Origin of the sequence: Loigolactobacillus zhaoyuanensis (assembly GCF_003946385.1) — a bacterium.
Classification (GTDB): domain Bacteria; phylum Bacillota; class Bacilli; order Lactobacillales; family Lactobacillaceae; genus Loigolactobacillus; species Loigolactobacillus zhaoyuanensis.
Map to the genome: position 1 here is coordinate 1 of NZ_RHOE01000096.1, position 7,248 is coordinate 7,248.

At 42.6% G+C, this 7,248-nt stretch carries 9 protein-coding genes; 4 read left to right on the forward strand and 5 right to left on the reverse strand.

Annotated elements, in window-relative coordinates:
* Window positions 1–268: 268 nt before the first annotated feature.
* Entirely contained in the window at window positions 269–520 is a 252-nt protein-coding gene (locus tag EKM76_RS13810; RefSeq protein WP_003586983.1) for an IS3 family transposase, read from the reverse strand.
* Window positions 521–1,059: 539 nt separating this feature from the next.
* Between EKM76_RS13810 and EKM76_RS12445 the strand changes: the two genes are divergently transcribed.
* A complete protein-coding gene (locus tag EKM76_RS12445) occupies window positions 1,060–1,989 on the forward strand; it encodes an IS30-like element ISLpl1 family transposase (protein ID WP_003561810.1) in 930 nt (309 codons plus the stop codon).
* A gap of 336 nt (window positions 1,990–2,325) precedes the next feature.
* Here EKM76_RS12445 and EKM76_RS12450 read toward each other — a convergent pair whose 3' ends face one another.
* Window positions 2,326–3,138 (reverse strand): hypothetical protein, encoded by an 813-nt coding sequence (locus tag EKM76_RS12450; protein ID WP_125550929.1) that lies wholly within the window; start codon window positions 3,136–3,138, stop codon window positions 2,326–2,328.
* Between the two features lie 282 nt (window positions 3,139–3,420).
* Between EKM76_RS12450 and EKM76_RS12455 the strand changes: the two genes are divergently transcribed.
* The 3 genes from EKM76_RS12455 (at window position 3,421) to EKM76_RS12465 (ending at window position 5,102) form a co-directional block, all read left to right on the forward strand.
* Entirely contained in the window at window positions 3,421–3,918 is a 498-nt protein-coding gene (locus EKM76_RS12455; RefSeq protein ID WP_010010398.1) for a sigma-70 family RNA polymerase sigma factor, read from the forward strand.
* 244 nt (window positions 3,919–4,162) lie between these two features.
* A complete protein-coding gene (locus EKM76_RS12460; RefSeq protein WP_125550930.1) occupies window positions 4,163–4,366 on the forward strand; it encodes a hypothetical protein in 204 nt (67 codons plus the stop codon).
* A 481-nt stretch (window positions 4,367–4,847) separates the two neighbouring features.
* A complete protein-coding gene (locus EKM76_RS12465; RefSeq protein ID WP_010010400.1) occupies window positions 4,848–5,102 on the forward strand; it encodes a DUF2922 domain-containing protein in 255 nt (84 codons plus the stop codon).
* Between the two features lie 241 nt (window positions 5,103–5,343).
* Here EKM76_RS12465 and EKM76_RS12470 read toward each other — a convergent pair whose 3' ends face one another.
* The 3 genes from EKM76_RS12470 to EKM76_RS12480 form a co-directional block, all read right to left on the reverse strand.
* The gene (locus EKM76_RS12470; RefSeq protein WP_125550931.1) at window positions 5,344–5,976 is read right to left on the reverse strand and encodes a hypothetical protein; all 633 of its coding nucleotides are present in this window, start codon (window positions 5,974–5,976) and stop codon (window positions 5,344–5,346) included.
* A 90-nt stretch (window positions 5,977–6,066) separates the two neighbouring features.
* Window positions 6,067–6,945 carry an IS982 family transposase gene (locus EKM76_RS12475; RefSeq protein WP_125550932.1) on the reverse strand — a complete coding sequence of 293 codons (879 nt, stop codon included), beginning with the start codon at window positions 6,943–6,945 and terminating at the stop codon, window positions 6,067–6,069.
* 181 nt (window positions 6,946–7,126) lie between these two features.
* Window positions 7,127–7,248: ATP-binding protein (locus EKM76_RS12480; protein ID WP_164507655.1), on the reverse strand; the 122-nt coding region annotated here is incomplete at its 5' end.

A 7,248-nucleotide genomic window follows, 5' to 3' on the forward strand; every position in this document is an offset into this window, starting at 1 on the left:
CGGGAAATCCGTCGTGGACTGCACCGAAGCTGCAGTGGTTGAAGTTCCAGATTCAATTCATGGGGGATCTTCATAACACCGTATCGCTGCTTAAATTCCGCAAAAATCCGCAGAATCCGTTGTTTCAAGTCCGCATCTTCGGCCCGGCGTTTTGAAGATTTGGGGGATCGATAACGATAATACTGAGCTCTGGAAACACCGAGGATTCGGCACATCTTGGTTACCTGGTGGTGATGGCTTTCTTGGTGAATGTAATCAAAGATATTGGTTACTTCTGCGCAAGGAAGCCCAGGGCTTTTTTTAGGATTTCGTTCTCCTCAGACAGCGAAGCCAGTCGCTTTTCCATCACTTTGATTTCGTCTGGCGATTTACCGGATTGAGTTTTGGCCTGGCCCTGGATCCACTTATGAACTGTTGAATAGCCAATGCCATATTCTCTGGCCAGTTGGGCAGCTGATTCGCCTTGCTTATATAGGTTGATAATGTTTTGTTTGAATTCTTTGTCGTAACGAGTTGGCATGTAAAAATTCCTTCCTTTTGAGAGATGATTTATTCATTATACCCTCTCTTAAAAGTTGTCTCAGGAATCAGCTTACATCCACACGTTTTAACTAACGCTATTAAATACAATCTATCATCAAATATAACACCGCATTGGTTGATTTACAATTGAAGTCCAAGAAGCGATCTCACCTATTGACTGCAATTCAAGATTTTTCATTTACCTTTTGATAGAGGATTCCATGATAGTCTCTATCATGTTTTTTATCGGCCAAATGGTCAATCAATTTTAAGAATATTATGGTGATCATCCAACATAACCCTTATATGGTAACTTGTAAGACGCTTTGAATCTGTTTTTGAAACATATGTGTGATGCCTCTGTGGATTCCTGTTCCTTAGCCTTTTTTGCTGCTATTATGAGATTTCTCGGTCCTGGTTGGATTAAACTTGTAATTTGGTAGATTGTAAAATTAATCCGAACGCTGTTCGGACAAAAAAGATCAGCTTCCTTTAAAATGGTGTTTACTACAAACCCATCTTTTAGGAGCTGATCTTTTGTCTAGTATAACCTATTCCGAACGAATTAAAATCGAAACTTTTTGTGAACTAGGGCTGTCCAATATCCAAATGGGCGTTCGGCTGAACCGATCACCGTCAACAATTTCTTATGAATTATCTCGATGTCAACCTTATCAGGCTGAATTAGCACAAACAGATGCCGAATACAAGCGATCACGATGTGGTCGGAAAACTAAGCTGAGCGATGAGTTAAAGCAAAAAATTCTCAACCATTTACGTCTAAGCTGGTCACCAGGAATGATTGCTCACGAATTTAAACTAGCGACTAAATCTATTTATAATTGGCTAAATCAGGGGAGAATTGGTTTCTCCTTGAATGATCTACCTGAACATGGCGTACGCCAACGGCGTAACGTTGACCAACGATCCAAATATAATCAATCTTTGGGGCGATCAATTGAACAGCGTCCCATGATGATTAATCAACGTAATCGCATCGGCGATTTTGAACTAGATACAGTCGTTGGTCCTCGTGGGCATAGTAAGGCAGTTTTATTAACTTTAATCGATCGCAAATCACGGTTCCTTTGGGCATACCGGTTAAAAGATCGGACGACAGCGACTGTTAATGAAGCCCTAACTAAGTTCCTAACCACTTTTAATGGTCCGGTGCACAGCTTTACTGTGGACCGTGGCACTGAGTTTAGTGGGCTAGTATCACTTGAATCACAATATGGTATTAAGACCTATTACTGCCATGCTTATACGCCAGCTGAACGTGGTAGTAATGAACGCTTTAATCGGAATTTACGTTATTTTTATCCTAAAGGGACTCGTTTTGAGCACATTAGTGCTCAAGATTTAACGACGACGTTACTCCAAATTAACCAGCGACCGCTTAAAATACTCGACTGGCAAACACCGTATCAGGTGATGCTGACAAATTTGTCCAAAAATTCGGATTAAATTTGCAATCTACCATTCCGGTAAATGTAAAAAATCATCCGGTAGTCTAAATAACGTTCGCAAACCCAGCACCTCTTTTTATTTCTTCACTTATAGATGCCGTATCAACGACCGCTTTTGTGCCACAATTTAGGCAAAAAAAATAGACCACATACAGTAAACGTTGATTTAACGCAACTGACGCGGTCTATTTTTTTAAAGTTTTTGACTAAGAATTACCGTCGATAACGATTTAAATTTTATCGTCAGTGTTGCTGACAACACTGCATCCTGTTGCCCGAAACACCCTTGACCGTTGTTGGCAACACCCAACACTGTTGCACACAACAGTCACTTTTATGACTGCTGCCGGCGTGCTTTGATCAACTCACGCGGCGGAAACCAGGCGTATTGCGCCCGTTCAGTCGCCTCATGGATCGTACTGCAACACTCATCTGTTGCGATATAACAAACATCTTCATCGTGATTAGCGAAGATAAACTGCCGAATCTGCCATGCCGACCACAGTGGTAGCCTTAATCCAGGTATCTCCGGCAAGTTAGCCGGAACAACTAAGTCAACATGACTACTAGGCAGCCACTGTTCGATCGCCCATTGCGTCAACTGGTGCGTATAAATCAGCATTGCGCGCACCTGCGCCAACTTCTTAAGTAACTTCCGCTTGCAGATATGCACCCGAACAATCACTTGCCGTTGTGTTTGCGGCTGCGTAAAAGTCACAAAGGTTGCCTTACTAGTAGTATAAATCGAATCGTACCAGCGACTGCCGATCCATGAAGTTTGCCCCCAGCTAGGTGTGCTCTCCGGTACAAACGAATTCTCCCCCGCAAAATAAAGCGGCTTCCAGCCCAATCTACGTGCTACCCAATGCCAAAATCGCGGACTCGTTAATGACCGCTTACTATACTCGCTGATCAAATCGTTAGACTTACAAGTGGTCAAGATGCAACGCCCATTGATCCCGATCATAGCCGTATAGTATCGCTTACCTTCCATATTAGCCGCATGCGCTAAGCTAGCGACATAAACCGTATCAGGTCTTATCACAAATTCATCACTCAACTCAACCAGATCTAACCGCGATTCGATCTGCTCCAAATCAAAATACGGTACGTCGTCGTTAATAAACTTGGGTTTTCGAACTAACATTTTTTAACCCCTTTAAATATCGACGATAATAATTAGCTACATTAATGGCATAAACGACAAAGGTAAACCAGTGCATGAGGAAGCGCTTATTTTTTAATAAAAATATTATTAAGCTTACATTAAAAAAGCTAAGTTAGCACCACCAAAGGCTTTTGCATCAAGAAAGCGTTTTATTTTTATTCGTAAATTTGCCATTTTTGTCGTTTGCATGATTGCTGCGTCGACCAGTATGCTTATAGCGTCCTAGACGTCTGGGATCACTACAGAAAAGGTTGTGATCCAATGACAAATCAATTGATCAACACCGCATTTAACGCTGCACTTGCCGATAAAAAGCTGATTTTCGGCGTCTTAAAAAAACTCAACATCACCCGACAGAATCCTGATTTTGACGACTATTTTCAAGAATGCATCCTGGCTTATGTCGACGCGTATTGCCGCTATGCCGAAAATGGCGCCAGCCTTGATCGCCACACTTATCTCTACATCAAACTGCGCCAACGCGTGATTGACTTACTACGCAAACACGACTGTTACCAACGCTACTTCGGCCACACCGCGCCCGATGACCGCAGTAGCGACACCGAACACAGTCTATACCAAGCACTACTCTTGCAGCAACTACTAACTGAACTCCCGCTAACCGAAAACCAATTATTCCGCCTACTTTACCTGCAAGATGACTCGATCACCGAGATCTGCCAACAATTAAAAATTAGTCGCCGCACCGTTTACCGCCGCCGAACTAAGTTATTGGCAAAGTTACAGCAATTATTGTAACGATTGATTTCAGTTACCATGTTCTCAACCAATCTAGACTAAACGCGCCTAAAAAAGCAGATTACTGCGCCTTTTTAGATACCCTGTAGAAAAAAGGTGGCACAAATCGGCCCGCTCATACGGCATCTATAAGTGAAGGATAAAATAGCGGCCGCTGAATTTTACCTTTTAAAAACTGGCGCCTACCACTAAGTTGCTGATCAACGATAGAATAGCGCAGCCATAATCTTAAGGAGGTCATCCCATGGCTATTTTGAAAACAGACTTGCAGATCAAAACCGTCGGCGACAACATCGACGGCGAAGCGACACACAAGTTCGTCAACGTCAAAGAAGGCACCACGACCGAACAACTGGATAAATTCGGTAAGACCATCGCTGAGCTAGCCGACGAAGGCTACAGCGCCGCCGTCACTGTTGTGTATGATCGACACGACTACGCAGGTTAGAGCGCGTTGAAAAAGCGCTCAGATTATGGCCTATAGCCTAGCTGGACGATAAGAGACACGCAAGTGGCTCGTTCGAACAGCGTAGCTATACGGAATAAGCTGCTTTTTCGACCACGTTTCGGCTAGAGTGATAAATTAGGCGCTCAGGATTTGCGCATCAGCCTACTACTCCACAAAAGTAGTTGATTATTAGCAAAAACCGCTAATAATCTTTGATGTTACGGGCGTTGACTATTCTTGTGGCAAAATTCGTGCCGCAAGAAACATGGCAGTTGGGTGATAAGAGACACGTAGTGACTCGTTCACACAACGTAGCTAGTCGCAGAAACCTGCACCATTTAGCACGTTTCCACTACCCTTGAGTAACGCACACCACCCCATTTTCGCCGCCAAGCGTACGCCCCGACGCCAAATTGCGAAAATGCCGCACCACTAAATTATCTACTACTACACCCAATCCACCACAGAGAGGAGCATTCCCATGAAACAACTTGATATGGAGTTCAAGAACGAAATCGGCAAAACGAAACACATGCGCCTGAACTACGCTTCCCAGACCCTGGACGAAACCACGGTCAAAACGGCGATGCAAACCATCGCCGATTTGAAGATGTTTGAGTTGGAAGCTGTTAATCCGTACGCAACGCCGATCAAGGCGCAGTATATTGAACGGACAGTAACACCAATTTTTGGCGGTGAAGCAGAGGCTGTAGAACCAGTAGCCGACGCTGAATAAACACCGAATACGCCAAACAGCCACACTCAATCAAAAGTGTGGCTGTTTGGCGTTATTTCATTTCAATTTAATAATTCGTAATACTATCGATCGCACGTTGCCGTAATAATTCGATCATTGCCGAACTAACATCCATGACTACTTGATCAGCACCCACAAATTATCAGGCCAACGACTATCCTGTCTACTTATGATCGGCATCATAATAATCAACGCTGATCCTTGACCATCAGATTCTCCCTCACCCCAGCAATGCTAGCAAAGACTCCTGTTCAATCGCCAGTGTTTCCGGTATCTGCTGCCAAAAAGTCTGCGCAGAACGTTCAAAATTAAGCAGATCTAGCTCGTTAATTAATAATACAGCCTGATTTGTATAGACCGACGTGAAGACATCCAGATGACTACTGAGACTATTACCAGAAAAGTCCAATGGGTCAGCTTGACTACGAAAAAAATCGGGTCGTAATTGCTGCAATTTTTGGACAGCACGCTCATTACCTGACTTAATAGTTTCAGCCAAGTAATAAAGCTGCTGCATCTCAGCAACATTCATTGTTTTAGCCACATCAGCGGATAGAAACATGCTAAAAAGTCGCACGACGGTTCGATAATTTAAATTCTGGCTGGGTAATTGCTGCCGCTTCAAGTTATCTTGCAAAAAAGTATATATCTGATTATGAAATTGCTGCGCTAGCATCAAAATGTGGGTATAAAGATGCATCGTTATCTCACTATCTACTAAATCAGCCGGATATTGTTCTATTAGCGACGGCTGGTCGATCTTGGTTTTAAAATAAAGCCGCGTGACTTCTATTAGCTGCGCACAATAATCATCTTTTTGATCGACCCAAAAATAAAATTTTACCGTCTCCATATCGCTAATCCCCATACTCAATATAGTCACTTTATTAGCAGTGAAATATTCATTTCTAAACATAAAGTTACTTTAATAATACGCGTGGTGCTAGTTCGTCATAAAATAAAAAAAGCCTAAATTGTATACCAATATCGTCAATTCAATCTTTAATTGAAAACCAAATAGACTACGGGTGAGATTGGTTTCAATCCCAAATTGCTGGGCTAAAATTGAAAAGCGTGACTCTATTGTCCGCCGTAACGCCTTGAGTTGACGCTTATTATGCTGTTTAGCACCTTTCATATTAGAACGATAAGGCGTCCATAAGTTATAGCCTAGGGCCCTAAAACTGGTCTTGAGTTTTTTCCCAACATAACCAACATCGGCCAAAATATTGGGACAAGGACAACCGCTAATTAGCTCAGGCGCTACCTTAGCATCATGAACTGAGGCTACCGTGATCACATAATTCAGAATATAGCCATTAGCCGTGACGACCATGTGGGTTTTAAACCCATAAAATGGCATTTTCTTGGTGGCATTATAGCCAATGTTGGCCTTCCCAGCAAAAATTCTAACTCTGAAATTACGAACTTTGGCACATAGTGGGTTGGGTAAACTGTCGATAATCGCTAGGTCGCCCGAATGAGCATAATCCTTAGTGATACCTGAGCGAATGGCATTGACTACTGCCAGTGATTGTTGCGCGCGGCGGTTGAAACGTGAACGTGATACCACCATTTGCCGCGGCATAAACGCTGCCATCAGATAATAGAAGCGGCGTTGCGATTGAATTTCCAGTGTGACTTGTAAGCACAGTAAAGCTAAAAGTTTAATATCAGTAATTTTAGTATGTTCAACGTTGCGCCGCTCAATGACGCTACGCGGACAATAACACTGATAAAGCAATGAACATAACTGGTAAAAGTAATGGAAACTAACTTGTAATTCGTGACGATTTTGCTTAAACTTGAGGTGGTTCAACACAGTTATTACTCCTTTTAAGTTTTGTCACTTATGAGTCTAACCGGGTTGGACTTTTTTGTTAAATTTCTAAATGTTACAAACTAGCACCACACGTTTTAATAATACACAATGTATAGGTGATTGTCAAGGGCGGCGTAAAAATGTAGGTTTATGGCGGTTAAAAAATGTAGGTTTGTGGCGGTCAATCGGCTCCCTTAATTCGATAAGATTTACCGGTGATTTTAATTACGTAGGCATGATGAACCAACCGATCTAGAATAGCGGCAGTAACAGTCGGATTTTGAAAAGTTTCGACCCAGTTTG

Bases quoted from the DNA above. Each gene is read 5' to 3' on its own strand.
- EKM76_RS13810 (WP_003586983.1), bottom strand. From the start codon at position 520: ATGCCAACTCGTTACGACAAAGAATTCAAACAAAACATTATCAACCTA.
- EKM76_RS12450 (WP_125550929.1), bottom strand. From the start codon at position 3,138: ATGTTAGTTCGAAAACCCAAGTTTATTAACGACGACGTACCGTATTTT.
- EKM76_RS12455 (WP_010010398.1), top strand. From the start codon at position 3,421: ATGACAAATCAATTGATCAACACCGCATTTAACGCTGCACTTGCCGAT.
- EKM76_RS12460 (WP_125550930.1), top strand. From the start codon at position 4,163: ATGGCTATTTTGAAAACAGACTTGCAGATCAAAACCGTCGGCGACAAC.
- EKM76_RS12465 (WP_010010400.1), top strand. From the start codon at position 4,848: ATGAAACAACTTGATATGGAGTTCAAGAACGAAATCGGCAAAACGAAA.
- EKM76_RS12470 (WP_125550931.1), bottom strand. From the start codon at position 5,976: ATGGAGACGGTAAAATTTTATTTTTGGGTCGATCAAAAAGATGATTAT.